General features: G+C 68.4%; 25 protein-coding genes. 4 read left to right on the top strand and 21 right to left on the bottom strand.

Annotated features, from left to right (window positions below; translation table 11 throughout):
• Window positions 1–5 precede the first annotated feature (5 nt).
• The 7 genes from AC0KS4_RS23645 to fadD5 form a co-directional block, all read right to left on the bottom strand.
• A complete protein-coding gene (locus AC0KS4_RS23645; protein WP_238957127.1) occupies window positions 6–1,622 on the bottom strand; it encodes a virulence factor Mce family protein in 1,617 nt (538 codons plus the stop codon).
• The gene (locus tag AC0KS4_RS23650) at window positions 1,619–3,184 is read right to left on the bottom strand and encodes a virulence factor Mce family protein (protein ID WP_225327197.1); all 1,566 of its coding nucleotides are present in this window, start codon (window positions 3,182–3,184) and stop codon (window positions 1,619–1,621) included. Before AC0KS4_RS23650 ends, AC0KS4_RS23645 begins: the two co-directional genes overlap by 4 nt.
• Window positions 3,181–4,221, bottom strand: a complete 1,041-nt coding sequence (locus AC0KS4_RS23655; RefSeq protein ID WP_225327198.1) for a virulence factor Mce family protein — start codon at window positions 4,219–4,221, stop codon at window positions 3,181–3,183. The genes AC0KS4_RS23650 and AC0KS4_RS23655 overlap by 4 nt, the downstream gene beginning before the upstream one ends.
• Complete coding sequence (locus tag AC0KS4_RS23660) at window positions 4,218–5,525, bottom strand: MCE family protein (RefSeq protein ID WP_238957128.1); 1,308 nt, start codon at window positions 5,523–5,525, stop codon at window positions 4,218–4,220. Before AC0KS4_RS23660 ends, AC0KS4_RS23655 begins: the two co-directional genes overlap by 4 nt.
• A 5-nt stretch (window positions 5,526–5,530) precedes the next feature.
• Window positions 5,531–6,400, bottom strand: coding sequence for an MlaE family ABC transporter permease (locus AC0KS4_RS23665; RefSeq protein WP_064938742.1), 870 nt, complete (start codon window positions 6,398–6,400; stop codon window positions 5,531–5,533).
• A 1-nt stretch (window position 6,401) separates the two neighbouring features.
• Complete coding sequence (locus AC0KS4_RS23670) at window positions 6,402–7,217, bottom strand: MlaE family ABC transporter permease (protein WP_225327200.1); 816 nt, start codon at window positions 7,215–7,217, stop codon at window positions 6,402–6,404.
• A gap of 260 nt (window positions 7,218–7,477) precedes the next feature.
• Window positions 7,478–9,064 (bottom strand): fatty-acid--CoA ligase FadD5, encoded by a 1,587-nt coding sequence (gene fadD5, locus AC0KS4_RS23675; RefSeq protein WP_238957129.1) that lies wholly within the window; start codon window positions 9,062–9,064, stop codon window positions 7,478–7,480.
• Window positions 9,065–9,248: 184 nt separating this feature from the next.
• Between fadD5 and AC0KS4_RS23680 the strand changes: the two genes are divergently transcribed.
• Window positions 9,249–9,926 (top strand): GntR family transcriptional regulator, encoded by a 678-nt coding sequence (locus AC0KS4_RS23680; protein ID WP_238957415.1) that lies wholly within the window; start codon window positions 9,249–9,251, stop codon window positions 9,924–9,926.
• Between the two features lie 2 nt (window positions 9,927–9,928).
• Here AC0KS4_RS23680 and AC0KS4_RS23685 read toward each other — a convergent pair whose 3' ends face one another.
• The gene (locus AC0KS4_RS23685) at window positions 9,929–10,369 is read right to left on the bottom strand and encodes an SRPBCC family protein (protein ID WP_225327202.1); all 441 of its coding nucleotides are present in this window, start codon (window positions 10,367–10,369) and stop codon (window positions 9,929–9,931) included.
• 59 nt (window positions 10,370–10,428) lie between these two features.
• On the bottom strand, window positions 10,429–10,905 hold the full coding sequence (locus AC0KS4_RS23690) for an acyl-CoA thioesterase (RefSeq protein WP_225327203.1): 477 nt from the start codon (window positions 10,903–10,905) through the stop codon (window positions 10,429–10,431).
• A gap of 14 nt (window positions 10,906–10,919) precedes the next feature.
• Here AC0KS4_RS23690 and AC0KS4_RS23695 point away from each other — a divergent pair, with 14 nt between their 5' ends.
• Window positions 10,920–12,032, top strand: coding sequence for an alcohol dehydrogenase catalytic domain-containing protein (locus tag AC0KS4_RS23695; protein WP_225327204.1), 1,113 nt, complete (start codon window positions 10,920–10,922; stop codon window positions 12,030–12,032).
• On the opposite strand, the gene AC0KS4_RS23700 is transcribed toward AC0KS4_RS23695, so the two are convergent.
• The 10 genes from AC0KS4_RS23700 to AC0KS4_RS23745 form a co-directional block, all read right to left on the bottom strand.
• Window positions 12,029–12,952 (bottom strand): alpha/beta hydrolase, encoded by a 924-nt coding sequence (locus AC0KS4_RS23700; protein WP_238957130.1) that lies wholly within the window; start codon window positions 12,950–12,952, stop codon window positions 12,029–12,031. The genes AC0KS4_RS23695 and AC0KS4_RS23700 overlap by 4 nt on opposite strands.
• Window positions 12,949–14,469 carry a flavin-containing monooxygenase gene (locus AC0KS4_RS23705; protein WP_225327206.1) on the bottom strand — a complete coding sequence of 507 codons (1,521 nt, stop codon included), beginning with the start codon at window positions 14,467–14,469 and terminating at the stop codon, window positions 12,949–12,951. Before AC0KS4_RS23705 ends, AC0KS4_RS23700 begins: the two co-directional genes overlap by 4 nt.
• Window positions 14,451–15,179, bottom strand: a complete 729-nt coding sequence (locus AC0KS4_RS23710) for an SDR family NAD(P)-dependent oxidoreductase (protein WP_238957131.1) — start codon at window positions 15,177–15,179, stop codon at window positions 14,451–14,453. The genes AC0KS4_RS23705 and AC0KS4_RS23710 overlap by 19 nt, the downstream gene beginning before the upstream one ends.
• Window positions 15,176–15,586 carry a nuclear transport factor 2 family protein gene (locus AC0KS4_RS23715; protein ID WP_238957132.1) on the bottom strand — a complete coding sequence of 137 codons (411 nt, stop codon included), beginning with the start codon at window positions 15,584–15,586 and terminating at the stop codon, window positions 15,176–15,178. The genes AC0KS4_RS23710 and AC0KS4_RS23715 overlap by 4 nt, the downstream gene beginning before the upstream one ends.
• On the bottom strand, window positions 15,583–16,344 hold the full coding sequence (locus AC0KS4_RS23720) for an HpcH/HpaI aldolase family protein (protein ID WP_238957133.1): 762 nt from the start codon (window positions 16,342–16,344) through the stop codon (window positions 15,583–15,585). The genes AC0KS4_RS23715 and AC0KS4_RS23720 overlap by 4 nt, the downstream gene beginning before the upstream one ends.
• Window positions 16,345–16,354: 10 nt before the next feature.
• Window positions 16,355–17,323: a zinc-binding dehydrogenase gene (locus tag AC0KS4_RS23725; protein WP_238957134.1), complete on the bottom strand. Its 969-nt coding sequence runs from the start codon at window positions 17,321–17,323 to the stop codon at window positions 16,355–16,357.
• 1 nt (window position 17,324) lies between these two features.
• Window positions 17,325–18,545: a cytochrome P450 gene (locus AC0KS4_RS23730; RefSeq protein WP_225327211.1), complete on the bottom strand. Its 1,221-nt coding sequence runs from the start codon at window positions 18,543–18,545 to the stop codon at window positions 17,325–17,327.
• Window positions 18,546–18,562: 17 nt separating this feature from the next.
• A complete protein-coding gene (locus AC0KS4_RS23735; RefSeq protein WP_225327212.1) occupies window positions 18,563–19,267 on the bottom strand; it encodes an NIPSNAP family protein in 705 nt (234 codons plus the stop codon).
• A 4-nt stretch (window positions 19,268–19,271) separates the two neighbouring features.
• The gene (locus AC0KS4_RS23740) at window positions 19,272–19,835 is read right to left on the bottom strand and encodes a hypothetical protein (protein ID WP_225327213.1); all 564 of its coding nucleotides are present in this window, start codon (window positions 19,833–19,835) and stop codon (window positions 19,272–19,274) included.
• Between the two features lie 158 nt (window positions 19,836–19,993).
• Entirely contained in the window at window positions 19,994–21,163 is a 1,170-nt protein-coding gene (locus tag AC0KS4_RS23745) for a CaiB/BaiF CoA transferase family protein (protein WP_225327214.1), read from the bottom strand.
• A 181-nt stretch (window positions 21,164–21,344) separates the two neighbouring features.
• Between AC0KS4_RS23745 and AC0KS4_RS23750 the strand changes: the two genes are divergently transcribed.
• A complete protein-coding gene (locus AC0KS4_RS23750) occupies window positions 21,345–22,079 on the top strand; it encodes an SDR family NAD(P)-dependent oxidoreductase (protein WP_238957135.1) in 735 nt (244 codons plus the stop codon).
• Between the two features lie 119 nt (window positions 22,080–22,198).
• The gene (locus AC0KS4_RS23755; protein WP_225327216.1) at window positions 22,199–22,882 is read left to right on the top strand and encodes a DUF427 domain-containing protein; all 684 of its coding nucleotides are present in this window, start codon (window positions 22,199–22,201) and stop codon (window positions 22,880–22,882) included.
• A gap of 79 nt (window positions 22,883–22,961) precedes the next feature.
• Here AC0KS4_RS23755 and AC0KS4_RS23760 read toward each other — a convergent pair whose 3' ends face one another.
• Window positions 22,962–24,137, bottom strand: a complete 1,176-nt coding sequence (locus AC0KS4_RS23760) for an acyl-CoA dehydrogenase family protein (protein ID WP_225327217.1) — start codon at window positions 24,135–24,137, stop codon at window positions 22,962–22,964.
• Entirely contained in the window at window positions 24,138–25,058 is a 921-nt protein-coding gene (locus AC0KS4_RS23765; protein WP_225327218.1) for an LLM class F420-dependent oxidoreductase, read from the bottom strand. It lies immediately after the preceding gene.
• Window positions 25,059–25,071: the final 13 nt, after the last annotated feature.

Here is a 25,071-nt window from a genome sequence, read left to right on the forward strand (position 1 = left end):
AGCCCTCACTGGCCACCTCCGAAGTCAGCCGGCGACGCCGGGCCGCCCGCGTTCGGTGCGGGGGCGGCCACCGGTGCCGGTGTCGGCGCCACGGGGCCCGGGGCGACGCCCGGCCCGGGAGGTGGCGGCGGTATCGGAACCTGCGGCGGGTTTTGGCCGATCACTGGCGCGATCGGATTTTCGTCGTAGGCGTTCGGCGGACCCGGCGGGGTCTGCAGGTTCGATTGGACGGGTTCGATGTTGGGGCCACCCATCAGCTCTTCCAGCGACTCCGGGGTCATCAGGCCCGCGGTGATGGGCCCGACCTGCTGGCCCTGCATGCCCGGGGCGACGATCCAGCCGGGCTGGGCGTTGCGGTGCGAGGTCGGGGTGTCCGGCACCCAGATGCCCGGGACGGTCGTGTCCTTGTATCCGTTGGGCGGCTGCAGCCGCGGCTCGGAGTAGGCCACCTGCTTGGGCAGCGTCTCGGCCGTGCTGAACAGGTTCAGGCCGAAGGGCGGGTAGTTGAACTTGATCGCGTCGAGGATCGGCGCCAGGTATTGCGCGCACAGTTCGGCCGACTCCTGATAACCCAGCCGGCTGCCGGCCTGGATCGCGCTGCAGATGAACTGCATCGGGTTCGCGAAGTTGGTGATCGACGGGATGGCGACCACCGATCCGTGCGACGGGTGATAGATCTGGTTGATGTTCGCCGCGGCCGTCGGCAGCACGTGCAGCGCGGTCTCCAAACCGTTCAGCGGGTCCGGTTGCAGCAGCGTGTTCGTCACGGTCGCCAGGTTGTTGACGTCGTAGGTCAGCACCCCGGCGTTCTTGTCGAGCCACGGGCGCACTTCGGTGAGCAGGCTGTCGAACTGCTGGATCGCGTTGGACAGGTCGGTGTCGTTGTGCGCGAGCCGGGTGGTGAAATCGGCCAGGTTCTGGTTGAGGGCGACGAACTGCGCGTCGTCTTGATGCAGCGCGTTGACGAACAGCGCCAGGCTGCGCACCACCGCGAAGAAGTCGCCGCGGCCCTCGTTCAGGGCGGTCAACGCCTGCGACAGGTTGCTCAGCGTGGTGTTGAACTGCTTGCCCTTGCCGGCCAGCCCGTTGGCGAACGACTCGATGACCTCACCGAACGGTCCCTTGGGCTGCTCGGGGGTGGGTCCCAGTTTCGAGATGATGTTGGTGATGCTGTTGCGCAGCTGGTCCCATTCGACCGGGACCTGGGTGCGCTCTTCGGGGATGACCGCGTTGTCGGCCAGCACCGGGCCACCCTTGTACGGCGGCTCCAGCTGGATGGCGCGCGAGGCCACCAGGGTGGGGTTGAGGATCACCGCGGACGCGTTGGCCGGCACCCGGTACTTGTTCTCGTAGTGGAACGTGACCTTCATCTTGTCGCCGGTGGGCTCGATCTTGTCGATCGCGCCGACCCGCAGGCCCATGATCTGGACCTTGTCCCCGGGGTACAGGGCGTTGGCCGCCGGGAAGTAGGCGACCACGGTGTTGTTGGTGAGCTTCTCGTACAGCCGCCAGCCGACGTAGCCGACGACGAGGGCGAGCACGATCACCAGGGACCCGATGATGATGGACGCCCGGGACAGCTTCGGGAGCCGAATGTTGCGGATGTCAAAGATGGTGCTCAATTCTGGCTACCTCCCCCCGCTGCGCCACTGCCTCCGGCTCCGCCGGGGTTGATGAACGGTGCCGGCAACTGGTTGCCCGGCCCGGGCGGTGCCGGCGGACCCGGCGGCAGTCCCGGCGCGAACGTCGACGGCGGCGGCACCGGTCCGGCCGGCGCGAGGTTCTCGGTGCGCGCACCCGGGGGCGCCTGCGTCGGCAACGGGACGGGCGTTCCCGGCACGTCCGGCGGCGGGTCGCCCGGCCGTCCCGCGATATTGATGCCCGGCGTGGGTGGCAGACCGGCGGGGTTCGGCGGCGACGTCATCACGTCGACCGGAGCCGGGAAGCCCGGCCCACCGAACGGCCCGGACACCGCACCCGCACAGGGCAGCGGGTTGTCGGGCCGCGGCAGCCCGTCGGCCGCCGGCGTGTACGAGCACGGCGATCCCGGTGGGACGGCCGGGCCCGGGTGATCGGGCGTGCCCTCGAGCACCGGGGGCGCCGGCGGCGGCGCGCCGTTGGGGAACCGGGTGCCGTTGGGGTCGGGGAACCGGTATGCCGGCAGACCCGCGCTGCGCCAGAAGTCCTCCGGATCGATGCCGCGCTTCTTGAACGCCGCATCGACCCACGGCTGGGAAATCTGGTATAGGGCCAGGTTGTGCAGGACGACCTTGAAGAACGGTCCCGACGCGATGGCCTCGTTCAGGGACGGCAGGAACTTACCGACCTCGGTGAGCCCGTTGGCCAGGTCGTCCTTGCGCTGCACCAGGATGTCGCTGACCGTGCGCAGCTGCTCGAGCACGTGGTTCAGGTTCGGGTTGTCGTTGATCAGGCCCTTGACCTGTTCGGAGAACGCCGCGACGTTGGCCAGCAGGGCGTTGATGGCGCGGCCGCGCTCGTTGAAGGCGGCCAGCAGGGTTTTCGCGTTGACCAACGCGCGGTCGACCTGGTCGCTGCGATCACCCAGGACGCCGGCCACCTGGTTGGCCTGGGCGAGCAGATGCTTGACCTGCTCGTCGCGCTTGCCGATCGTCTCGGAGAACTTGGCCACGCCGTCGAGCGCCGGGCTCAGGTGCGGGTAGGTCTGGTCGATGGTTTCCGACAGCACGTGCAGCGACTGCTTGACGGTGTCGATGTCCCAGCCCTGGGCGGCCTTGGTGACGTCGAAGAAGGCGTCGTAGATCTGATACGGCGTGGTGCTTTGGCCCAGCGGCAGGGACTGGCCGGGGCGCAACGACTGGTTTCCGCGGGTCTCGACGTCGAGGATCTTCTTGCCCAGGATGGTGTCGGTCTTGATCGCCAGCCGGCTCTCGGTGCCGATGGTGTTGGTGCCGACGGAGAACTTCAGCCGGATGTGGTCGCCGTCGATCTTGAGGCCCTCCACCTTGCCGACGTCCAGGCCGGCGATGCGGACTTTGTCGCCGGTGTTGATGCCGCCGGAGTCGGTGAACTGGCCGTAGTAGCTGGGCCGGGCGAACAGCATCGGGACGCTGGTGAAGCTTTGGCCGACGCCGATCACCAGCACCGTCACGACGATGCCCATCAGCCCGATGCGGACCCTGTTGGGGGGTTCCAGTGTTCTCATTGCGGCGTGCACCTACCCGTCGGCTGCTGGAACAACCGGACCGTGCGGACCGGGCCGCCGGCCTGCAGACCGTTGATCTTGAGGGTGATGTCGCAGGCGTAGAAGTTCACGAAGTCCCCGTAGGAGCCGATGGCGCGTCCGATCATGTTCAACGCGCCCGGCACCTTCTTCAGGTAGTCCTGCAGTTGGTCTTGCTGGTCGATCAGCGGCTGCTGGACGGCGTCGAGGTAGTTCAGGGTCTTGTGCAGCAGGCCACGGTCCTCGGCGAGCAGGTCGGCGACGGTGCCGGCGGCGTTGCTGATGTGCGCGGTCCCGCCCGCCAGCTGGTCGCCGTGGTTCTTGAGGCCGGTGATCAACACCTCAAGCTTGTCGACGGTCTGGTCGAACTGTTGCCGGTGCCGGACCGTCGTGTCCAAGACGATGTTCAGGTTCTTGATGACGTCGCCGATCGCCTGGTCGCGCTCCCCGAGCTGGCTGGTCAGCTGCGCGGTTTGGTCGAGGATGTCGTTGATGGTGCCGCCCTGGCCCTGGAACACGGTGACCAGCGCGGTCGCGATGGTGTTGACCTTGTGCGGGTCGAGCGCCCGGAACAGCGGTTTGAAACCGCCGATCAGGGCGTCGAGGTCGAGCGCCGGCGTGGTCCGCGACAGGGGGATGAACCCGCCGGGCGGCAGGACCTTGTCCGCGCCCTCGCCCTGACCGCGCTTGATCTCCAGGTAGCGGTTCCCGATCAGGTCGAGGTAGCGGATCTGGGCGGTCGTCGACTGGTACAGCGGGATGGAGCGGTCGACGTTGAATTTCACCCGGGCGCGCTTGCCGCCGTCGACCAGCTCCACCTTGTCGACCTTGCCGACCTCGACGCCCGAGGCGCGGACGAACTGGCCCGCGCGCAGGCCGCTGACGTTGGCGAACTCCGCCGAATACCCGCTGGTGCGGTCGAAGCGCATCTGACCGAACACCACGAAGATCATCGCGGTGAAGATCAACAGCACCACCGAGAAGATGCTGAGCCTGGTAATGGTTCCGGAGATTTTCATGGGTTGATCGTGTTATCCCCTACCTGGCGGCCCCAGACGTACTCGATCGCGTACGGCGATCCGGTGTCCAGGTGGTTGTACGGCGCGAGGCTGTTGCCGGAGTCCATGACCAGCTCCGGTGCGGGCCACAGATCGTGAGTGAGCGGCTGCCAGCAACCGGGGGCGCCGCCGGGGCCGCCGCGGGCGTTCACGCGCGGCAGGTTCTCGGGCCAGACGTAGGGGTTGGGTGCGCCGCCGACCAAACCGGCCGTGGCGCCGAGTCCCAGCGTCAGCGCGGCGACGGCGACCAACGAGAGCGGGTTGGCGATCAGCCCCAGCCCGGACAGCGCCTGGGTGTGGCTGTTGAGCGAGTAACCGTTGCCGCCGAGGAACGAGGCGGCCTTGGGCTCGATGTCGTGGTAGTTGCGAAGCGTGCAGAACAGCTCGGGGCTGTAGGTGTCGAGCAGCTGGGCCGTCGGTACCAGATCTGCGGCGCCGCGGGCGAGGTAGGGGCCGCCCTTGGTGAACAGGTCCGCCCCGGTGTTGCCGAACCCGGCGGCCGACAACAGCGCCTGATCCAAATCCTTTTGCTGCGCGTTGAATGTGCGCGAGGTGACCACCGCGTTGTTCAAGAAGTCGAACAGATCCGGCGACGCGTCGGCATAGGTGTCCCCCAACGCCGCCAACTGCTGAATATCCTTGCGCGCCTGCGGCATCCGCGGGTTCACATCGTCGAGCAGCGCGTTGGCGTTCACCACCGACTGGCCGAACTTGTCCCCCAGCCCGGCCAACGACTGCGCCGCCGCGCTCAACGTCAGATTCAGCTTGACCGGATCGACCTTCTGCGCGATCGAGGTGATCGTCTGAAACAGCGTGTTGATCTCGGTGGTCACCGAGCGGGCGTCGAGCACGGTGTGCGCCGAGATCTTCTGCGGCGACGGGTTGGCCGGCGTCGTCAGCGACACGTACTTGCCACCGAACACCGTCGTCGCCTTGATATCGGCATTCACATTCGACGGGATCAGCTTGAGGTACCGCGGATAGACCTCCAGCGTGAACTTCGCCGCCGGCTTCCCGTCGCGCACCGTCTCCGCGATGCTGCCGACCCGGCCGATCTCCACCCCGTTGTAGGTGACCTTCGACCCCGGATCCATGACCAGGCCGGCCCGGGCGGCCAGCATCGTCAGGTTGGTCTTGGGGGTGAAGTCGCCGCGGAACTGCCCGTAGACGAACCCGAGGACCAGCGCGGCGATCACCAGCGCCGCCAACCCGACCCACTTGTAGGGCGGGGTCCGCTGGGCGTTGGTCTGGATCGGCGCTGACATGGCGGTTACACCGTGAGCGCGAAGTTGGGGTTGACGCCATAGAGCGCCAACGCGGCGGCCAACACGACAACCTGCACCGACACCAGCGAGAAGCGCATCGATCGGCCGACGGCCTCACCCACGCCGACCGGCCCGCCGCCGGCGTTGTAGCCGTAGAAGCAGTGGGTGATCATGACGACCGCGGTGATGATGATGGCTTCCAAGAACGACCAGAAGACGTCGTCGGGGCGCAGGAACGTCCGGAAGTAGTGCTCGTAGGTGCCGTTGGATTGTCCGTAGAGCACGGTCGTGGTGATCTGCGGCGACAGGAACGACATGATCATCGCCAGCGCGTAGAGCGGGATGATCACCACCAGCCCGGCCATGATCCGGGTGGTCGCCAAGAACGAAATCGACTTGATGCCCATCACTTCCAGCGCGTCGATCTCCTCGCTGATGCGCATCGCGCCCAGCTCGGCCGTCGCGCCGGCGCCGACCGTGGCCGCCATCGCGATGCCAGTGACGACGGGCGCGGCGATGCGCACGTTGATCAGCGCGGCGAAGAACCCGGTGAACGCCTCGACGCCGATGTTGCCCAGGGAGGCGAACCCCTGGATCGCGACCAGGGAGCTACCGGACAAGGTCACGAAGCCGACGATGGCGACGGTGCCGCCGATGACGGCCATCGCGCCGGTGCCCATGCCGATCTGGGCGATCAGCCGCAGGGTTTCCTTGCGGTAGTTGCGCAGCGCGTGCGGGATGTGCGCCAGGGCGACCCCACCGAACCACGCCATCTGGCCGATGTCGTCGAGCCCGCGCGCCGCGGCGAGGCCGTAGCGGTTGAGATTCTCTGCCGCCCGCGGGAAGCGGGAGCGAAAGACGGTGGTCGTTGACATGTCAGTGCCCCGTCCCGAATCGCACGCCGATCGTGGTCAGCACGACGTTGACCGCGTAGAGCGCGACGACGCAGAGCACGACGGTCTCGTTGACGGCGGTGCCCAGGCCCTTGGATCCGCCGCGCACCGTCAGCCCGCGGAAGCAGCCGACCAGTCCGGCGATCAGGCCGAAGACCGCGGCCTTGACCGTCGCGATGACGACCTCCGGCAGGCCGGTGATGGTGGTCAGGGTGGCCAGGTACGCGCCGCCCGACACGTTCTGCAAATAGACGCCGAACAGATAGCCGCCGACCAGGCCGACGGTGATCACCAGGCCGTTGAGCAGGGTGGCGACCAGGGTCGCGGCGATCACCCGGGGCACCACCAGCCGGTGGATCGGGTCGATGCCGAGCACCTCCATGGCGTCGATCTCTTCGCGGATGGTGCGCGCGCCCAGGTCGGCGCAGATCGCGGTCGAGCCGGCGCCGGCGACCACCAGCACCGTGGTCAGCGGGCCGAGCTGGGTGACCGCGCCGATGGCCGCGCCGGCACCGGACAGGTCGGCGGCGCCGAACTGCGCCAGCAAGACGTTGAGGGTGAAGATCAGCAGCACGGTCAGCGGGATCGAGACCATGATGGTCGGCAAGAACGCCACCCGCATGATGAACCAGCACTGCAGGATGAATTCGCGCCACTGGAAGGGCCAGCGGAACAGGGCTTTCCCGGTGAGCACGCACATCCGGAAGAACCCGCCGACAAGCTCCAGCGGGGTTTGCAGTTGATCGCGCACATAGCCGACCAAGTAGGGGCCCCGTCGACTAGTCGACGTCGAAGTCACCGCTGCCCCCTCTGGCCGTCACCGCGCGCCGTCCGACGCCGCGGCGGAACATATAGCACGCCCCCTCCTCGCCCCGACTCAACGTCTGTGACCATCGGCTCCCTACTGGCAAGTAGTAACGGAGACCACAGGAATGTACCCGATGGCCAAGCACGTGTGAACCGCATCTGCACAATTAACCCTTCGCCAACGACTGGCAAACGTTACAGCTCCTGCCACATTTCCTCTCTGGTCCTAAAACCTCTTGCCCTAGAATGGATTTAGTCGATTTTTGCGGCTCCGTAACGGATCCGTAGCTCAGTTTTGAGCACCTTGCCGGCTGGGTTGCGCGGTAGCGCGTCGACGATCTCGAGGGCCTTCGGGTGCTTGTAGCGCGCGAGCCGCTCGGTCAGGAACTCGTCCAGCTCGTCGAGCCCCAACTTGTCCCCCGCCACCGCGGCGACCGCGATCGGCACCTCGCCCCATTTGTCGTGGGCGCGGCCGATGACGGCGACTTCGACGATGGCGGGGTGGCTGGCCAGGACGTTCTCCACCTCGGCGCAGTAGATGTTCTCGCCGCCGGAGATGATCATGTCCTTCTTGCGGTCGACCACCCACACGTAGCCGTCGGAGTCCATCCGGACCAGGTCGCCGGAGTGGAACCAGCCGCCGGCGAACGCCTCCGCCGTCGCCTCCGGGTTGTTCCAGTAGCCGCTCATCAAAGTTGGTGCGCGATAAACGATTTCACCGACCTCGCCGATGGGCACGTCGTTCATGTTCTCGTCGACGACCCGGGCGGCCACCGTCGGGATCACCTTGCCCACCGAGCCGCGCTTACGGATGGCGTCCTCGCCGAGCAGCATGCAGGTGACCGGCGACATCTCCGTCTGGCCGAACGCGGCCAGGATCTGGGCGCCGGGGAACGTCGCCGACATCTCGCGCAGCAGGGCGTCGGGCGCCGGCGCGGCGCCCCACGAGATCACCCGCAGTTTCAGGTCGCGCGGGCGCGCCTTTTGCTCGGCGCAGACCGCCTGCCACTGCGCGGGGACCAGAAAAATCCCGGTGACCTTTTCTGCGGCAAGCACGTCGAGGAGTTGCCCGGGCTCGAACGCGCCGAGCGGGTAGATGACCGTGGGGATGCCGAGCAGCACCCCGGTCAGCATGTTGCCGATGCCGGCGATGTGGAAGAAGGGCACCCCGATGAACCCGACATCGCTGTTGATGTCGGCGCCGTTGGTGTACAACCCGGTCATCGTCTGGCCGGTCAGGTTGGTGTGGGTGAGCACGGCGCCCTTGGGGCGGCCGATGGTGCCCGAGGTGTACATGATCAGCGCCGGCGAGTCGTTCGGGATGTCGACGGGTTGGTGCGACTCCCCGGTCTCGTTGACGAGGTCTTCGTAACCCAGCACGTTGTCGCCGGTCGCGCCGCCCGCAACCACGATGGTGCCGAGCAGCGACTCGATGTCGCGCACGCCGGTGGCCACCGGGGCGAGCACCGATTCGGTGATGATCACGCGCGCTTCGCAATCCTCGACCAGGAAAGCGATTTCGGCCGCGGTCAGGCGGAAGTTCAGCGGCACGGCGATGGCACCGAGCATGTTGATGGCCAGCACCGACTCGACGAACTCGGTGCGGTTGAGCATCAGGATCATGACCCGGTCGCCGAAGCCGACACCCCGGCGGCTCAGCGCGTCGGCCAGCGCGGCCACCCGGCCGCGCAGTTCGCCCCACGTCAGGGTCTTGCCCAGGAACCGCAGCGCCGTCGCCTCCGGCTGCATCAGCGCGTGCCGCTCCAGTTGATTGACCCAGTTCTGCCGCCGGGACAGGTACGGCTGCTGTGTCAGATGGTCTGCCAATTGCGCGGTCAAACTCCACACTTCCCTTCACTCGCGCACCGCTTGCGCCAGGTTGATATTTGATAAAACATAGTGTTGTGTGGGTCACACTATGGCTTTGACGGTCCACTGACAAGTCCTCGACAAGCCGCATTTACAACTCGAACCCCGTCCCGCCACGTCACTGAAAGTCCTGGCAGACCCCGTGAACGCACCGATGTCCATGCAGCCGAGGAGCCGGCGGCCGCTGCGGCGGGCTCAGCTGTCCGACGAGGTGGCAGGCCATCTGCGGGCGTCGATCATGTCCGGCGCGCTGCGCCCGGGGACGTTCATCCGCCTCGACGAGACCGCGGCCCAGCTCGGCGTCAGCGTCACCCCGGTGCGGGAAGCCCTACTGAAATTGCGCGGTGAGGGCATGGTGCAGCTGGAGCCGCACCGCGGTCACGTCGTGCTGCCGCTCACCCGCCAAGACATCGAGGACATCTTCTGGCTGCAGGCCTCGATCGCCAAGGAGCTGGCGGCCGCGGCCACCGACCACATCACCGACGCCGAGATCGACGAGCTGGACCGCATCAACGATTCGCTCGCCGCGGCGGTCGGGTCCGGCGACGCGGAGACCATCGCGGGCATCGAGTTCGCGTTTCACCGGGTCTTCAACCAGGCCAGCGGCCGCATCAAGCTGGCGTGGTTCCTGCTCAACGCCGCCCGCTACATGCCGGTGCTGGTGTACGCCGCCGATCCGCACTGGGGCAAGGCCGCCGTCGACAACCACCGGAAGCTGATCGCCGCGCTGCGCCACCGTGACACCACCGCGGTGATCGAGCACACCGTGTGGCAGTTCACCGACGCGGCGGCCCGGCTGACCGAGATGCGCGACCGCACGGGAATCTTCTGACGCTAGGTCGCGGCCAGCTGCTCGGCGCGCTGCTTGAGGCTCTCGGCGAGGTGGTCGAGGACGTTGTTGAGCAGTTGCTTGACCATCGGCGCCGGGACCGGCATCGACGTCTCGACGTCGAGGTCCACGGTCAGCAGGCTGGAGGCGCCCATCGCCACCACGGAGAACAGCTGCTCCTGCTTGGTGAACAGGTCGCCCTGCTGCAGGACGGTCTGGATCTGGTTCTCCCCCGGGTAGTACACGGCCTGGATGAACATGCTCTGCATGCCTTGGTAATCGGTGTCGAGCCGCAGCTGGCTGGGCCGCCCGTCGTCATAGCGGGCCAGCACCCAGAGACCCTTGATCTCCTCGTTCCACTGCGGGTAGGCCTCGAAGTCGCCGACGATCTTCATGATCAACGCGGCGTCGGCGCCGATTTCGACGGTCTTGCTCAACACTGGCATGCGCGCAGCATATCGGGGTGAGCGAAAACCCCAGCGCAGGGCGGTATCTGGGCCGGGGGCTAGGCCGATTCGCCGAGGCTGGCCGTCGACAGCAGGGTCCGGATGGGGTCGGGAATCGGGACGGACTTGCGGGTGACGCGGTCGACGTAGACGTGCACCCAGTGTCCCAGCGCGGTGATCGGCCGCGTTTCACCTTCCCCCGTCTCGAACACGCCCAGCCGGTAGGTGACGCTGCTGCGGCCCAGCCGGGTCACGGCCAGACCCACCGCGAGGTTCTGGGGGAAATGCAGTTCGGCGAAGTAGCGGCAGCCCGACTCGGCGACGATGCCCAGCGCCGGTGTGGTGATCGGGTCCAGCCCGGTGCTGGTGTTGATCCAGGCGTTGATCGCGGTGTCGAACAACTGGTAGTAGACGGCGTTGTTGAGGTGGCCGAACATGTCGTTGTCGGCCCACCGCGTCCCGACGGGCCACAGCACCGGGAAGTCGTTGCTGGTCAACCCGTCCGGGGCGGGGGGAACTACTGGAGCCGACGCCATGGTTGTATTCCAGCATGTCCGGAATTCGGGGCGCGGTACTGGAGCACATCGGGGCGGCCCGGCCCTACGCCCAGTCGCGGCCCATCAGCGTCACCGACGTCGACCTCGCGCCCCCGGGGCGCGACGAGGTCCTGGTCCGCGTCGAGGCGGCCGGCATCTGCCACTCCGACCTGTCGGTGGTCGACGGCAACCGGGTGCGCCCGGTGCCGATGCTGCTCGGGCACGAGGCTGCCGGCATCGTCGAGCGGGTCGGCGACGGCGTCGGCGATGTGGCCGTCGGCCAGCGGGTGGTGCTGGTGTTCCTGCCACGCTGCGGCCATTGCGCGGCGTGCGCGACCGAGGGGCTGACGCCGTGTGAACCGGGCAGCGCCGCCAACGGCGCCGGCACCCTGCTGGGCGGTGACATTCGGCTCAGCCGCGCCGGCCGGCCGGTGTATCACCACCTCGGGGTCTCGGGTTTCGCGACGCATGCGGTCGTCAATCGGGCGAGCGCGGTCGCGGTGCCGCCCGACGTGCCGGCCGATGTCGCCGCTCTTTTGGGGTGCGCGGTGCTGACCGGCGGCGGGGCGGTGCTCAACGTGGGGCATCCGCGGCCGGGGCAGACGGTCGCCGTGGTCGGGCTGGGCGGCGTCGGGATGGCGGCGCTGCTCACCGCGCTGACCTATGACGACGTGCGCGTCGTCGCCGTCGACCAGTTGCCCGACAAGTTGACCGCCGCCCGCGGCCTGGGCGCGCACGAGGCGTACACGCCGCAGCAGGCCGCCGACGCGCGGGTGAAGGCCGCCGTGGTCGTCGAGGCGGTCGGCCATCCCGCCGCGCTGGAGACCGCGATCGCCTTGACCGCGCCGGGCGGGCGCACCATCACCGTCGGCCTGCCGCCACCGACCGCCCGGATCACGGTGTCCCCGTTGGGTTTTGTGGCCGAGGGCCGCTCGCTGATCGGCAGCTATCTGGGCTCGGCGGTGCCCAGCCGGGACATTCCCCGGTTCGTCGAGCTGTGGCGCTCGGGCCGGCTGCCGGTGCAATCGCTGGTGTCGTCGACGATCGGGCTGGACGACATCAACGAGGCGATGGACCATTTGGCCGACGGCACCGCGGTGCGCCAGCTCATCCGATTCGACGGTTAGTCGCCGTGCAGCGCGCTGGACACGGCGCTGCCTTGCAGCGCGAACAAGTGTTGCGAGCCCGACCATTCCGGCAGCAGTGAATCGAATCCGTGGCAGGCGCGCCCGAACACGTGCAGCTCGGCCGAGACTCCGGCGCGCAGGAGCCGCAGCGCGTAGTCGATGGCCTCGTCCCGGAACGGGTCGATCTCGGCGCAGCTGATCAAAGCCGGTGGCAGACGGACGAATTCGGTCCTCCGCGCGGGCACCGCGGCCCCCGACGCGGTTTCGGGGCCCAGGTAGTAGCGCCACATCAGGTCGGCGCCCTCGCCGTCGAACGCCGGGCTGGTGCGGAATTCCGCCTTGGACGGGGTGGCCCGGTCGTCGAGTACCGGCTGGTGCAGGAGCTGGAACACCACCGGCGGCAACGCCCCGTCGGCGGCGGCGTGCGCCAGGCAGGCGGCCAGGGCGGCGCCGGCGCTGCTGCCCGCGACGGCCAGCCGTGCCGGATCCACTCCGAGCGCGGCCGCGTCGCCGACCACCCAGCGCAGCACGGCGCTCGCGTCCTCGAGCGCGGCCGGATAGGGGTGCTCCGGTGCCAGCCGGTAGTCCACCGACACCACCGTGCAGCGGCCGCGCCGGGCGAGTTCCACACACTGGCGGTGATCGGTGTCCAGGTTGCCCAGCGCGAATCCGCCGGCGTGGCAATAGACGACGACGGGTGCCGGGGTGGGTCCGCCGCGGTAGATGCGCACCGGGACACCGCCCGCGTTGTCCTCGACGATGCGGACGTCGCGGGCGTCGGTCTGCTGGGCGCTGACGCGGCGGCGTTCGTTGAACGGTTCACGGGTCAATTGGATTGCGGCAGGCGAGAAGTCGGTGCGCTCGGTCGCGATCGCGCGCAGCGCCGGGTCGAGTCGATCGGCGCCGTCGAGCTCCGTCATCGGGTTCCCGCCTCGGGCACGGCGACCGGCGACGCGGTGGTGGTGGCGGGCGGCTCGAACCGGAAGTCGGCCGGTCTGAACCGGCGCGTCATCCCCCAGAAGGTTCGCGCGCTGCGCGGCCATTGGGTGACCACCCGTCCGTTGGGAGCGCGGAAGTAGTTGCTGCACTGGGTGGTCCAGACGGTGCCCTCCATCCATCGGTCGATCTTGTCGACGAAGTCGGCGAGCGCCGCGAGACGCACCGCGACGTAGCGCCTGCGGTGGCGGCGCAGGTGCCGAAGCGCCCGCACGATGTAGCGCGCCTGGGCTTCGAGGATGAAGACGACGCTGTTGGAGCCGACGTTGGTGTTCGGCCCGTACAGCATGAAGAAGTTGGGGAATTCCGGCACGGCCATGCCCAGGTAGGCGTGCGCGCCGTCGCGCCAGACCTGCCGCAGCGTGATGCCGTGTTCGCCGACAACGTCCAGATCCCCGAGATAGTCGGCGGCGGCGTAGCCGGTGGCGCAGACCACCAGGTCGACCTCGCGTTCGGTGCCGTCTTCGGTGACCAGGGACCGGGCACGCAGGTAGCGCGCCGGGCTGGTCACCACCTCGACGTTGGGCCGGGTCAGCGCGGGCAGGTAATCCGAGGAGAACACCAGCCGCTTGCAGCCCATCGGATGGTCCGGCGTGAGCTTGCGGCGCAATTCCTCGTCGTCGACGGTCTTTTCGAGTAGCTGCAGGGCGAGAGCGGTGAATTGCTCGGTCTTTTCGCTGCCGTGCTCGATCACCGAGATGTTGGATTCGCTGCGCAGCCACAGCCGGGTCCGGTAGATCTTCTTGACCAACGGGAGGTGCGCGAAGGCCCAGCGTTCCCGCCGCGTGTAGTGCCGGTCGGGCTTGGGCAGGATCCAGGTGGGCGATCGTTGCACCGAATACACCGTGTCGGCCACTTTGGCCAGTTCGGGGATCAGCTGGGAGGCGGTGGATCCGGTGCCCAGCACCGCGATTCTCTTGCCTTGCAGCGGGATCGAGTGGTCCCAGCGCGACGAGTGCATCACGGTTCCGGTGAAGGGTTCTTCTTCGATGAGGTCGGGCATCAGCGGCCGGGTGAACAGGCCCACGGCCGAGACGACCACGTTGAAGTGATGCTGTTCGCCGGCCGCGGTGGTCAGGCACCACAGCTGGGTGTCGGGATCCCATTGTGCGGAGCGGATTTCGGTGCGCAGTTTCAGGTGGGGCCGCAGACCGTGCTTGTCGGCGCTGCGCTGGAAGTAGTCCAGGATTTCGGGTTGTCCCGACCACAGCCGTGACCAGTGGGCGTTGAGGTCGAAGGAGAACGAGTAGAGGTGCGACTTGACGTCGCAGGCCAGTCCCGGGTAGGTGTTGATCCGCCAGGTGCCCCCGACGCCGTCTTCGCGGTCGAAGATGGTGAAGTCGCCAAACCCGGCGCGCGACAGCATGATTCCCAGCGCCAGGCCGCCGGGGCCGGCACCGATGATGCCGACCGACAGGTCGCTCATCGGATCTGCAGGCATTGACCACCGTCGATGATGAGCTCGGAGCCGGTGATGAACGACGCCTCGCCGGAGACCAGGAAGGCCACGGCGTCGGCGACCTCGTCGGGCCGGCCTATCCGCCCGGACATCGATGCCTCGGCCAGCCGGGCCTGGGTGGTCTCGTCGAGCATCGAGGTGGCGATGGGCCCGGGGAACACGGCGTTGACCCGGATGCCGGAGGGGGCGAGTTCGGCCGCGGCGGTTTGGGTCAGGCCGCGCAGCGCCCACTTCGACGAGCCGTAGGCGCTGTGCTGGGGGAACGGGCGGATCGCGCCGGTGCTGCAGATGTTGACGATGGACGCGTCGGGGGCCGCGCGCAGGTGTGCCAGCGCCGCGCGTATGCCGAGGAAGGCGCCCAAACAGTTGACCCGCCACGAGTTTTCGAATCCTTCGGCCGTCTCCTCGGTCAGCGGAGCCCGGTGCAGCACGCCGGCGCAGTTGACCAGGGTGCTCAGCGACCCGAACCGGTCGACGACCTGTTCGATGGCCGAGGCCCACTGCGGTTCCGAGGTGACGTCGAGCTCCACCGCGATCAGGTGCTCGTCGCCCGATTCGCGCGCCGCGGCGGCGAGTTGATCGGTCCGCAGATCGCAGGCGGCCACCGAAAAGCCTTTGGCGCGTAGTCGTTCGGCGATGGCCCGGCCCTGCCCGCCGGCCGCGCCGGTCACGAGTGCGACGCGTGGGTTCATGCGGGCGCGTCCTCGGGGCTGTCGGCCAGTCCGCCGCGGGTGATGAAGTTGCACCGGCGCCGCGCGAAGCGCCACCGCCCGTCAACGCGCGTCAGCTCGTCGTCGTAGAGGGCGGGCCGCAGCTGCAGGTCGCCGGCCCGGACGAACAGCACCTGCGATCTGGCGGTGGCGCGCTCACCGTCGACCGCGATGTGCGAGACGCCGGTCAGATGCAGGCCGTGCGCCGCGTCGCGGAACATGCCGGCGATGCCGTCATGGCCTGCGAAAGTCTTGCCGTAGACCAGGAATTCGCCGTCGGGGGCGAACAGCTGGACGCAGCCGTCGACATCGCCGGCATCGAGTGCGAGGGCGTAGCCGGCGATCAGGTCGCGGATCGCGGCATCGTCGTCCGGCGGGCGGGCGGTCATTGCGTCGCCTCACGCAGGTGTTCGGCGGCCCCGCGCCGCAGCGCCTGGGACTCGGCGGCCAGGGTGATCATGCGGAAACCCAACCGCGCCATGGCCTGGCCCGTCGTGCCGTCGCCGGCGTGGATGCCGGTGACCAGGCCGGCGTCCGAGGCCGCCCGGTGGATGCGCGTGATCGCGTCGAGCACTTCGGGTTGCCGGGTCGCCCCGAGGACGCCGGCGCCCATCGAGATGGCGAGATCGGCGGGGCCGACGTAGATTCCGGTCAGGCCGTCGACGGCGCAGATCTTCCGGATGTCCGCCAGCGCCGCGGCGGTCTCGATCATCGCGAACACGCCGACCCGGGATTCGTGGGCGGCGGGGTCGTGTCCGAGGCTGGCGCGCAGTGGGCCGAAGCTGCGCACCCCCGCCGGCGGGTAGCGGGTGGCGGCCACGGCCGCGGCGGCCTGGTCGGCGGATTCGATCATCGCGATGACGACGGCGTCGGCGCCGGCGTCGGCCACCCGCCCGATCGGTGCGGCCTCGGCGTTGGGCAGGCGCACCACGGTGCCCAGGGGCAGGTGTTCGGTGCGGCGCAGCATGCGGGCGATGTCGGCGTCGTCGAGATAGCCGTGCTGGGCGTCGAATCCGACGTAATCGTAACCGGCGCGGGCGAACTCCTCGGGTCCCAGCCACGTCGGGCCGGTGACCCAGCCGCCGAAGATCGCGGGCTTGTTCCTCCTCAGCGCCAGCTGCAGATTGCTCGGCGAAGCGTCCGTCACGGTCGGCCCCTCACCCGGCGATCGCGATCTTGATGCGGTCGGCGACCGGTCGGCAGGCCAGCTCGAACGCGTCCTGCACCTCGTCGATGCCGAAGGTGTGGGTGAGGTAGGCGCCGAGCAGCCAGGGGTGCTCGGCGGTGAACTTGCTCGCGAGCTCCAGCATCCGCCGCCGGTCAAGCGTCACACCGGATTTCAGCGTGAGGTTGTTGCGCAGCATGGCCCGCATGCTGATCGGATACATGTCGTCGTCGGCGACGCCGAAATAGAAGACGGTGCCGCCGGGGGCGGTGGCGTCGATGGCGTGCGTGAGGGTGGCGACCTGGTGGCCGACCGCCTCGATGACGACGTCGGCGCGGTCCCCGGGCTCGAGCTGGCTCGCCCAGCGATCGCTGGTGGCGCGCACCGGGTCGTCGACGCCGAATGCCCGTGCCACATCACGGCGATCGATCGGGTCGACCCCGGTGACGTGCCGCGCACCGACCGCCTTGGCGACGTAGGAGAACAGCAGGCCGATCGATCCCTGGCCGATGATCGCGACGTGTCGGCCGGCCAGATCGCCGAGCTGCTCGCAGGCGTAGAGCACGCAGGCCAACGGTTGCAGGCCGATGGCCTGCGCCGGCGTCAGCGCCGGGTCGTAGGGCGCCAGCCCGTCGCCGTTGCTCACGATGCGTTCCATCATGCCGTCGAACCCGGACGCCCAGCCGACGACGAGGTCCCGGGGACGGTGCGCGGGGTGCCGGCTGGCGATCACCTCGCCGGCCACCTCGTGGATGGGGAAGCCGTCCTTCTCGGGTCCGCTGCGGCCGTCGTCGCCCGGGATCCGGCCTTTGGCACCGCGGAACGCGGGCAGGTCGCTGCCGCAGACGCCCGCGGCCAGAAACCGCAGCAGCACCTGCCCGTCGGTCAGGGACTCGGGCGTGGGGTCCGCGATCGTCGTCCGCTCGAACTGGTACGGGGCGATGAGCCGGTAGGACCACACGTCAGACCTCCACCGGGATGTTGTTCCAACCCCATTGGAAGCTGGACGGCAACCGGGTGGCGGCTTCGGCTCGGATCGCGTAGTCGGGCACCCGGCGCAGCCATTCCTGCAGCAGCACAGCCATTTCCAGCCTCGCCAGGTGGTATCCGATGCAGAAGTGCTGGCCACGGCCGAACGCCAGCGAGCGGCGGATGGGCCGGTCCCAGATGAATTCGTCGGGCTCGGGGTACTCCCGCTCGTCGCGGCTGGCCGAGGCGAGCAGGGTGATGACGCGCTGGCCGGGGCTGATCGTCCGACCGTGAATGTCGAAGGGCTTGCGCGCCGTTCGCGCGAACCACTGCGCCGGCGCGCAGTACCGGATCATCTCCTCACGCGCGACGGGCACGTTGCTTGCGGGATCGGCGCGGACGGCGACCAGCTGGTCGGGGCGTTGGGTGAGCTCCCACAGCCCGTGGGCGACGATCTTGGGCACCGTCTCGGTGCCCCCGATGAAGATGCACAGCATCTGGGTGGCGACTTCCATGTCGTCGAGCGCGCTGCCGTCGGGCAGGTGATAGCCGAGCAGGCCGTCGACCACGTCGAGCGGCGGCCCGGACTGGTCGGCGCGGCGGCGGGCGACCGCGGGGAGCAGGAATTCGAAGTAGTTCGGGCGCGCCTGCCCGGTGTCCACGCCGACGCCGGGCTGGGCGAGGCTGCCGGCGTTGACCGCGGCGAGGACTTGCGGCGCGAGATCGGTGGGAATGCCCAGCAGTTCGCAGACAATGGCGGCGACCACGACACCGCCGTAGTCCTGGGTCAGGTCGAACGAGCCGCGCGGCAGCAGCAGGTCGAGGCGTTCGTTGGCCAGCTCCCGGATCCTGCCCTCGAGGTCGGTGACCGAACGCGGCCGAAACGGCCGGGAGTGCGTGCGCCGGATCTCGCCGTACAGGTCGGCGTCGAACATGGCGTGGAACGGCAGCGGGTGCAGCGGCGGGTCGTCGACCGGTCCGGAGTTGTGTTGCGCCAGAACCGATGCCGCCGGCAGCGTGCCCTCCGAGGCGACGAACGTGCCGTTGTTGACTTCCAAAACTTTCCAGATGTCCTCGAAACGCGACAGCGCGAAGGTGTCCCACTGCGGCATGTAGTACACCGGGTGGTGGTCGCGCAGGATTCGGTAGTAGGGCAACGGGTTTGCCATCACCGCGGCGTCGAAGGGGTCGTAGCTGAAGTCGGTGTCGTTCATCGGTCCTTGGCGCTCGGTCACTGCAGCGGCGAGGGCGGTAGGGCCTGCAGGATGGAATCTTCCCAGCCGTCCCGCAACGCCGGGGCCACGCTCATCCAGGTGACGATCTCGGCGGGTGGGCTCTCCTTCCACGAGGGGTAGTGCTCGGCGAAGCAGTCCCATCCCCCGTCCAGCGCCCAGTAGTGGATGACCTCGTTGAAGCGGAAGGTCGTGGTGAACGAGCCGAGCCAGCGTTTTCCGGTGCGTTCCGACCACGGCACGTAGAGCCGCTCCAGCTCCCGGATGTAGTCGTCCTGGCGGCCCGGCTTGGTCTGCATGATCTCCTGAATCACCAGCGGCGCAGTGAAATTGGCCTCACGCAGCTGGGCGAGCGTCCGGTTGCTGGGTCCGGCGTACATGATGCGGCCCTCGCCCGAGGCGCCGAGGTCGGCCAGGAACGCCGACCATTTGCCGGCGGCCGCCTCGTGACTGCCGCCGCGGGCCTGCGCGGCGCCGATCCTGGCGTAGTCGGCGAACCCGTCGATCTCCCAGATGACCGTCACCTGCGGCCAGTGGCCGTTGTACGGGGTGGATTCCCAGATCGCGAACAGCCGGGCGCCGAGTTGTTCCATCATCGGCTGGTAAGTGTCGGCGAAGATGTCGGTGAACCGGTCGCTTCGCCCGGATCCCAGCGAGATCGTCTCGTGCAGGTAGAGCAACGCGTGTTTGTAGTACTTCTTCATGGGCCTAGTCGAGCCGGATCAGGTCGGAGTCGGCCCCCGAACCCACGTCGCACAGCAGCGTCTCGGTGGGCGCGACCGTGGCGTCCGAAATGCCCGCCGCCGCAAGCGCATAGCCTTTGAACGTGCGCGCCGCCCCGCTGAGCAGGTGCTGGGCGCGGGTCGTCGCACGATGCACTCCCAGCGGCCACCCGTCGCCCCACAGGGCGACCTCCGTCAGCCGGTTGTCCAGCGATTCGAGGACCGCGTCGCGCACCCGCGCGTCGGCGGTGAACGCGTCGGCGCTGACGGCGAGGCTGGTCGAGCCCGACCCCAGGGCGGCCAGGGATGACTCGAGGTCCGATACCCGCACCCCCAGGATCCGCAGCGCTCGGGTGTCGCGGCCCTGCGGGAGGAGCACGGTCACCTCCCAGCCGGCCATCGCCCGGTCGTAGAGCCAACCCCCGGCCGATTGCACGACGTCGACGGCGCTGGCGGCGACCACGTCCAGTCGATAGCGCAGGCCCTCACCGTTGGGGTGGGGTGCTTCCCCGGCGCTGCTCTTGCTGATCTCGAACGTTGGAGCGACCATCGATCCATTCCTCACACGGCCCCAACGACTCCGTTGGCGGGCCTCACGCGCTTGTCATGGGCTTTCTCAAGGGCTGGAGCCGCTTCACGCGTCGGGTGAAGCGACTCACCGCACAGCGTGACACTTCTGGCGAAATTTGTAAAGGTCCCGGCGGGCCGTCACGAACCGCGGCGCGCCTCGAGGTCGGCCAGGACTTCCTCGGTGTGCTGCCCGAGTTCTGGTGCCGCAGAACGCGGCGCCCAGGGGGTGCCGTGAAAATCCGCCGGCGTGGCCACCATCGGCACGGCCGCGTCCCCGTCGGGCACGTCGACGATGCCGCCCGCGGCGTGGAACTGCTCGTCGGCCACGACGTCCTCGAGCGTGTTGACCGGTGACCAGAAGAAATCCGGTTCGCCGGCGAAGACCTGCGCCCATTCGTCGAGGGGGCGCGTCGCAAAAATCTCGTCCAGCGCGACGATCAGCGCCGCCGAGTTGACCGCGCGGGAGCGGGCATCGGCGAACCGCGGGTCGTCGCGCCATTCGGGCCGACCCACGGCACGGCACAGCGCCGGCCAGTGCCGCTCGGCCTCCAGGCCGACGATCCAAAACCGCCGCCCGTCTTGGGCGGCGTAGTTGTTCATGCACGGGTTGCCCATCGATTCGCGTTGCCCGATCGCGATCGGCTGGCCGCTCATCAGATAGGTGTTCAGGTCGAAGCTCACGGTGTAGGCGCCCTGCCGGTACAGCGAGGTGGTCACCAATTGGCCCGCCCCGGTGCGTTCGCGCGCCAGCAGTGCCGCGCACACGGCCGCGGCCATCGTCATCCCGGCGGAGTGGTCCCCCATCCCGCCGCGCTGAAACGGGGGCGTCTCGCCGGGCCGGGTGAGCAGGTGGGCGACCCCGGCCCGGGCCCAGAACGCGGCCACGTCGAAGGCGGCGCGATCGGCGTCCGGCCCGTTGTCGCCGTATCCGGTGATGAGCCCGTAGACCAGGCGGGGATTGGCCGCCGACACCGGCTCGAAGTCCAGCCCCAGGCGTTGCAGCGCGCCGGGTCGCACGTTGGTCAGGAAAACGTCTGCGCCGGCGAGCAATTCGAACGCGGTGGCGCGGCCCGCGTCGGTGCCGAGATCGAGGACCACGCTGCGCTTGGAGCGGTTGTCCATTTCGAACGGCGGGTTGAGGCCTATGTCGCAGCCGAGCATGCGGCCGAACGTGCGCGCCGGATCACCCGTCGGCGGTTCGATCTTGATCACGTCGGCGCCCCAGTCCGCCAGGATGCCGCCGGCGGCCGGTCCGGCCACCCACACCCCGAGCTCGACGACCTTGACGCCTTCCACCGGTCCCGCCATGGCTACGTTCCTACTCCCTGCTCCCGCCGCCCGTTGCCACCGGGTCAGCCGGTTCGCCGTCGTGATCTGCCCATCGATGATTCTGGGCCGGCCCTCGTATCGGAATACCTGCGGGCATCGCGCAACGACGGGCCGCGGCAAGCCCGCCCAATACGACACCGTTCAACGAAAGGAGAGCATCGTGGTCACAATCTCAGGCAGGGCGGTGCTGATCACCGGGGGCAATCGAGGCATCGGCAGCGCGCTCGTCACCGAGGCCTTGCACCGTGGGGCGCGACGGGTGTATGTCGGCACCCGGAAGGCGTTGGCCGACAACGACGATTCCCGCGTGACACCGCTGGCCCTGGACATCACCGACCCCGCGCAGATTCGACGCGCCGTGGAAGGGGTCGACTCCCTCGATGTCCTGATCAACAATGCCGGCCTGGCGGTTTACGACGACCTCAGCGCCGCCTCCGCACTCCGAACGCATCTCGCGGTGAATCTGCTCGGAACGTACGACGTGATTCAGGCTTTCCTGCCGATGTTGACCCGATCCGCGGGATCGATCGTCAACAATCTGTCGGTGAACGCCCTGGCGCCGCTGCCGCTGATCCCGGCCTACTCGATCTCCAAGGCTGCCGCGTTCTCCCTCACGCAATCGCTGCGTGTCATCTTGGCCGGGCGGGGCGTGCGGGTTCATGCGGTGCTGACCGGACCCGTCGACACCGACATGACCCGAGGCCTCGACATCCCCAAGGCCTCAACGCAATCCGTGGCGCAAGGCATCTTCGACGGGCTGGAGAACGGCGACGACGAGATCTTTCCCGACCCGATGTCACGTTCGTTGGCACAAAGCTGGCAGGGGGGCGTCGCCAAGCAGCTCGAGCAGCAGTACGCGGCGCTGCTCGCACACGAAGATCCGGTCAGATCCTGACTCTCACCCGGTCGACTCCCATCGGGCGCATACGCTAACCGGGGCTGTCGCAGCGAAGCCGGTGTGCACCACAATGGCCTACGCGGGAGTACACGATTCGTTGCAACCGGGAGGAACAGATGACTCTGGTGGCCGGGCGCGGTCCGCTCAGCAGCGATCCGGCGGGGCGCTTCTCGCCGGCGATACCGGACGGGCCTGAAGGGATCGTGTACGTCGAGCCGCATCCGCGGCGCGTCCAGGCGGTCAAGGACGGGCGGCTGGTGATCGACACCGAGCGGGCGCTGCTGGTGCACCGGCGGGGGCGCCCACTGGGCTACGTCTTCGCGGCCGACGAGGTCGGTGACCTGCCGAGTGAGCCGGAGCCGGAGGCACCGGGCTTCGTTCAGGTTCCCTGGGACGCGGTCGACGCGTGGTTCGAGGAGGGGCGCAAACTCGTCCACTACCCGCCCAATCCCTATCACCGCGTGGACTGCCGTGCGACGCAACGACGCCTGCGCGTCCGCGTCGGCGCGACCACGCTGGTCGACACGGACGACACGATGATCCTCTTCGAGACCGCGCTCGAGCCGAGGTTGTATGTCGACCCCGCACACGTGCGGACGGATCTGCTGCGGCAATCCGAGACGTCGAGTTACTGCAACTACAAAGGCTTTGCGACGTATTGGTCGTTCGTCTCGGGCGAGAATGTCGTCGAGGACGTCGCCTGGTGTTATCCGGACCCGCCGCCGGAAAGCCTGCCGATCAAGGGATTTCTCAGCTTCGACCACGCCCGCGCCGACGTGCTGGCCGAGCTCCCGCGGTAGCCCGCCCGGTCTCGCGAGACTGTAACTGGCAACGCGTTTCCCGGGTGCCACCGTCGGTGGTTGCAGTCTCGCGGCACGATCAGCGGCCGTAACTGGGACGCCCGAGCCCCAGCTCATGCTGGGCGATCATGTTGCGGAACACCTCCATGGTGCCGCCGTAGATCCCGGCCGGCACGCCGTGCCGGAAGATGAACTCGATGGCACCATTATCGGCGGAACCCGTTGTGTCGGTCGGCAATGCCGATGCGGTCCCGAGCAAGTCCATCAATTCCTGGGAGACCTCGCGCATGGTCTGGATGAGCCCGACCCGCCCGTACATTCCGGGAGTCGACATGGCCGCCTCGATGCGGGCCATGGCGCGCCCGAGCCGGTATTTCGTCGCCTCGTCGTCGATCGGGCGCCGCCCACTCGCGTCGGGTGTGGCCAGGATGGCCGCGACCCCGTCGGCCGCCTCGGCCATCAGGTGGCCGTGCTCGGAGAGCATCGAAATGTTCTGCAGGCCATGGTCTTCGATATCGGTGATGCCATGCTCGGCGTCGAGGGCGAAGCGCATCACCGTCCAGCCGGCGTTGACCTCGCCGATCCGGTAGAGGTCGTCGACCCGCACGTCGCTGTAGTACACGATGTTGGTGCGGTCGCCGTCGATGGTGCGGATGCCCTGGATTTCGATGCCCTGCGAATCCAGCGGCACCAGAAACATGGTCAGGTTCTTGTGTTTCGGGCCCTGCGGGTCGGTGTTGGTGAGCAGGAAGACGTACTTGGCGTTCTGCGCGTTCGAGGTGAACATCTTGGAGCCGTTGATGATCCACGCGTCACCGTCGCGCACCGCGCGGGTCTTGCAGGTGGCGACGTCGGAGCCGCCCTCGGGCTCGGTGTAGCCCAGGCACAGCCGGATCTCACCGGACAGCACGCCCGGCAGCACCGCATCAACGAGTTCGGGTGCGCCGAACCGCTGCACCAACCGCGCGACGACCGCCGTGGTGCCCCAGTGGAACCACGGGGCGTGGGCGCGACCGATCTCGAGGTGGAAGATCCGGCGGCGCACCGGATTGAAGCCGCCTTCGGACTCCAGCTTCCAGTCGGATGCGAGATAACCCGCTTCGCTCAGCGCCAAATGGACCGGCTCACTGAAGTTCTCACCGGTCTCACGATCGCGCCGCCGTACCTCGTCGGTGACGTGTTCGGCGATGAACCCCCGGAACCGATCGTAGAAATCCTGGTCCTCGGGCGAGAGCGCTACGCGGGAGAAGTCCATTCAGGCCGCGTCGATCACGAGGGTGCGGAAACGGTCCAGGGTCTCGAGCGCGTGCGTCATGCTGTCGCCGGGCAGGTGCACGCTGACCCAGGTCACCCCCAGCTTCGCCAGCTCGTCCAGGCCGTCCAGGTACGCGTCGGCGTTGAACGCGTCGTCGGCGGGACTGCCACCCTCGAAGTTGGTGAACGTGATGTCGATCGCCGACCAATCCCGGCCCGCCGCATCGCATCTACGCCGCAGGTCCTCGATACCCTCGGTGAGTTTCTGCACCGAGTCGATGGTGGCCGTGCCCGCGGTCTGCGCCAACTGGGGCGGGGCGGGAAACGGGCACCAGCCGTCGCCGTACTGCGCCACCCGCTGGCGCGATGCGGTGGTGTTGCCGCCGATCCAGATCGGCGGGTGGGGGCTGCTGACGGGCCGGGGATGCGCGGTGATGCCGCGGGCGCTGAAATGCTTTCCCTCGAAGGAGATGTCGTCTCCGGTCCAGACGGCCCGGATCACCTGCAGCGCCTCCTCGAACAGCTCGGCGCGCTCGTCGTAGCTGACGCCCAGCGCCGCGAACTCACGCTTGAGGTAGCCCACGCCCACCGCGAGCGTGAATCGACCGCCGGACAGCAGGTCGAGGGTGGCGCCGGACTTGGCCACCACGAACGGGTTTCGGTAGGGCAGCACCACGATGTTGGGGATCAGCCGCAGGGTCGACGTGGTGGCGGCGGCGAAACCCAGTGCGACGAAAGGGTCTAGCGCGTCATGCCCGCCCGCGTCGAGCCACCGCTGTGACGGCGCGGGGTGGTCGGTGAAGCCGAATCCGTGGATGCCGGCCGCCTCGGTGGCCGCGGCCACCTTGCCGATGCCGTCCCCACTCACCAATTCCGGGTTGTAGGGATGGCTGTGCATCGGGTGGGTGATGGTGAAGCGCATCTGACTTTCCAGC

Source organism: Mycobacterium sp. NTMscope_MAC_12 (genome assembly GCF_976985675.1).

Coding starts and splice junctions, on each gene's coding strand:
- AC0KS4_RS23650 (WP_225327197.1), bottom strand. CDS start 3,184: ATGAGAACACTGGAACCCCCCAACAGGGTCCGCATCGGGCTGATGGGC.
- AC0KS4_RS23655 (WP_225327198.1), bottom strand. CDS start 4,221: ATGAAAATCTCCGGAACCATTACCAGGCTCAGCATCTTCTCGGTGGTG.
- AC0KS4_RS23660 (WP_238957128.1), bottom strand. CDS start 5,525: ATGTCAGCGCCGATCCAGACCAACGCCCAGCGGACCCCGCCCTACAAG.
- AC0KS4_RS23665 (WP_064938742.1), bottom strand. CDS start 6,400: ATGTCAACGACCACCGTCTTTCGCTCCCGCTTCCCGCGGGCGGCAGAG.
- AC0KS4_RS23680 (WP_238957415.1), top strand. CDS start 9,249: ATGTCCATGCAGCCGAGGAGCCGGCGGCCGCTGCGGCGGGCTCAGCTG.
- AC0KS4_RS23685 (WP_225327202.1), bottom strand. CDS start 10,369: ATGCCAGTGTTGAGCAAGACCGTCGAAATCGGCGCCGACGCCGCGTTG.
- AC0KS4_RS23690 (WP_225327203.1), bottom strand. CDS start 10,905: ATGGCGTCGGCTCCAGTAGTTCCCCCCGCCCCGGACGGGTTGACCAGC.
- AC0KS4_RS23695 (WP_225327204.1), top strand. CDS start 10,920: ATGTCCGGAATTCGGGGCGCGGTACTGGAGCACATCGGGGCGGCCCGG.
- AC0KS4_RS23700 (WP_238957130.1), bottom strand. CDS start 12,952: ATGACGGAGCTCGACGGCGCCGATCGACTCGACCCGGCGCTGCGCGCG.
- AC0KS4_RS23705 (WP_225327206.1), bottom strand. CDS start 14,469: ATGCCTGCAGATCCGATGAGCGACCTGTCGGTCGGCATCATCGGTGCC.
- AC0KS4_RS23710 (WP_238957131.1), bottom strand. CDS start 15,179: ATGAACCCACGCGTCGCACTCGTGACCGGCGCGGCCGGCGGGCAGGGC.
- AC0KS4_RS23715 (WP_238957132.1), bottom strand. CDS start 15,586: ATGACCGCCCGCCCGCCGGACGACGATGCCGCGATCCGCGACCTGATC.
- AC0KS4_RS23730 (WP_225327211.1), bottom strand. CDS start 18,545: ATGAACGACACCGACTTCAGCTACGACCCCTTCGACGCCGCGGTGATG.
- AC0KS4_RS23735 (WP_225327212.1), bottom strand. CDS start 19,267: ATGAAGAAGTACTACAAACACGCGTTGCTCTACCTGCACGAGACGATC.
- AC0KS4_RS23740 (WP_225327213.1), bottom strand. CDS start 19,835: ATGGTCGCTCCAACGTTCGAGATCAGCAAGAGCAGCGCCGGGGAAGCA.
- AC0KS4_RS23745 (WP_225327214.1), bottom strand. CDS start 21,163: ATGGCGGGACCGGTGGAAGGCGTCAAGGTCGTCGAGCTCGGGGTGTGG.
- AC0KS4_RS23755 (WP_225327216.1), top strand. CDS start 22,199: ATGACTCTGGTGGCCGGGCGCGGTCCGCTCAGCAGCGATCCGGCGGGG.
- AC0KS4_RS23760 (WP_225327217.1), bottom strand. CDS start 24,137: ATGGACTTCTCCCGCGTAGCGCTCTCGCCCGAGGACCAGGATTTCTAC.
- AC0KS4_RS23765 (WP_225327218.1), bottom strand. CDS start 25,058: ATGCGCTTCACCATCACCCACCCGATGCACAGCCATCCCTACAACCCG.